The organism is Mesorhizobium sp. M4B.F.Ca.ET.089.01.1.1 (assembly GCF_004022605.1).
Lineage (GTDB): Bacteria > Pseudomonadota > Alphaproteobacteria > Rhizobiales > Rhizobiaceae > Mesorhizobium > Mesorhizobium abyssinicae.
The window spans coordinates 1-1,924 of record NZ_RZOS01000716.1 but is presented as its reverse complement, the minus strand read 5'-3'; the positions used below and the strand labels follow the sequence as shown (position 1 = coordinate 1,924).

3 pseudogenes are annotated in these 1,924 nt (G+C 61.2%); 1 reads left to right on the top strand and 2 read right to left on the bottom strand.

Features of this window, described 5'->3' with window-relative positions:
* Nucleotides 1-351 (top strand): annotated as a pseudogene (locus tag EN780_RS33095) (transposase); the annotation flags it as partial.
* A gap of 171 nt (nt 352-522) precedes the next feature.
* On the opposite strand, the pseudogene EN780_RS33090 reads toward EN780_RS33095, so the two are convergent.
* Both EN780_RS33090 and EN780_RS33085 read right to left on the bottom strand, forming a co-directional pair.
* Nucleotides 523-1,463 (bottom strand): annotated as a pseudogene (locus tag EN780_RS33090) (IS630 family transposase).
* Between the two features lie 93 nt (nt 1,464-1,556).
* Nucleotides 1,557-1,763: pseudogene (locus EN780_RS33085) on the bottom strand (integrase core domain-containing protein); the annotation flags it as partial.
* Between the last annotated feature and the right edge of the window lie 161 nt (nt 1,764-1,924).

Genomic DNA, 1,924 nt, shown 5'->3' with positions numbered 1-1,924 from the left:
GAGCACATCTATGACGTGATCTACTGCGCCCGCGGCCAGGCCGAAAACCTGATCAAGATGCACAAGAGCCAGCTCGCCTCCGACCGCACCTCCTGCCGCTCACCGATTGCCAACCAGGTCCGTCTTGTCCTGCACACCGCTGCATACTGGTTGATGCTCACCCTGCGCGAGGCGGTGCCCACGACCCATCATCTGCGCAACGCCGAGTTCGCTACGCTGCGGCTCAGGCTGCTCAAGCTCGGCGCTCGCGTCATCGAAACCGTCTCGCGCATCCGTCTGGCCTTCGCCGCCGCCTGTCCCGAGGCAAGTCTGTTCCGGGCGCTCGCCAGCAATCTGCTACCGGCAGGACCACGACCGCCGGGGCAGCAGGCCCCGCCGAACCATACAGCTTCCACCCTCCAGCGCGTTCACAAGTCCAGACACAGCCGCGGTGAAAAGGACGCCGCGCCGCCACCTGTCCACCGCTCAGCGGCAAACAAACCCAGATGCGTCATGAATAAGACGGGCTAGAGGGGGATGAAGTCATTTGCGGTCGTATCCGGCATTGGCGAAGTAATTTGAGCACTCGAGGGATGTCGTCCGGTTGAGGATTTCGCCGATTGCCTGACAGACGGTTTCGGCCGTCCGTTTGGCCGCCTTTCGAAGCCAGTGTTTGAGCTTGGCGAAGAACTGTTCGATGGGGTTGAGATCGGGTGAGTATTTGGGCAAGAGAATCAACTTGGCTCCGACCTTGCGGATGGCGCGACGCACGGCCTTGCCCTTGTGCGAGCCGAGATTGTCCATGACAACGATCTCGCCGGGCTTGAGGGTCGGGACCAGCACGGTCTCGATATAGAGGCGGAAGCGCTCGCCATTGATCGGCCCATCGATGAGCTATGGCGCGGTGATGCCGTCATGACGCAAGGCTGCCAGGAACGTCATGGTTTTCCAGTGGCCGTGCAGCACCTTTGCCTTGATGCGCTGTCCAACTGGCGCCCAGCCTCTGAGTGGCGCCATGTTGGTCTTGGTCCAGGTTTCGTCGATGAACACCAGGCGGGCAGGATCGATGCGGTTCTGATAGGCCAGCCATTGCGCCCGCCGGCGCGCTACGTCGGGGCGATCTTGCTCGGCCGCGACCAGCGTCTTTTTTTGTACGACAGGCCCTCAGCGTGGACGAACTCCCAGACCGAGCGATAGTCGACCTCAAGCCCTCGTTCGGCGAGCTCGGCGACAAGGCCGCGCAACGTGAAGGCCTGCTTGCGGCAGCGCTCAATGAGCCACTCGCGCCACACCCCCGAGAGTTTCTTGGGCTTGGAACCGCCGACTTTGCGCGGTGCTACGCTGCCGGTTTCCTCATCGAGCTTAACCCACTCGATCGCAGCGCTGTAGCTGACCCCGAAACGCTTCGCAGCCGCACGTCGCGACATCCCCTCCGTCTTCACTGCCTCCACGACGCGCTCTCGCAGATCCATCGATAGTGCCATCCATGCTGGCTGGCCTCCTGCCCAGTATGAACCGTGAATCTGAAAATCGCTGATTTGGGAATCCTCAACGACTCCAAACTATTTCATCCCGCTCTAGTTGTGGAGCCTCAACAGGTTGTCCCCGGTTAGGCCGAGGCGGCTGATTGGTGTTTTGGACTTTAGGCTGCCGTGAGGTCGATGCCAATTGTATCGGTGCAGCCAGACGGGAAGTTCTCCGGCACGATGATCGGAGTTCGGGTAGGCGATGGCGTAGGCCCATTCTCTGAGCGCTGTCTGAATGAAGCGCTCTGCCTTGCCATTATCCGGTATGTGATCTGTGGTGCCTGCATGTCCCGCTGTTCTTGTTTTGGAACGGCCTTATGGTGAGCCCATCCGGGACGTGGGGCACCGGGAGCACGAAGGTGCAGGCAGGCCGTCAATAGACCGTGGGCTGAGAGCCCGAGCTCGTTACATGGCCGCCC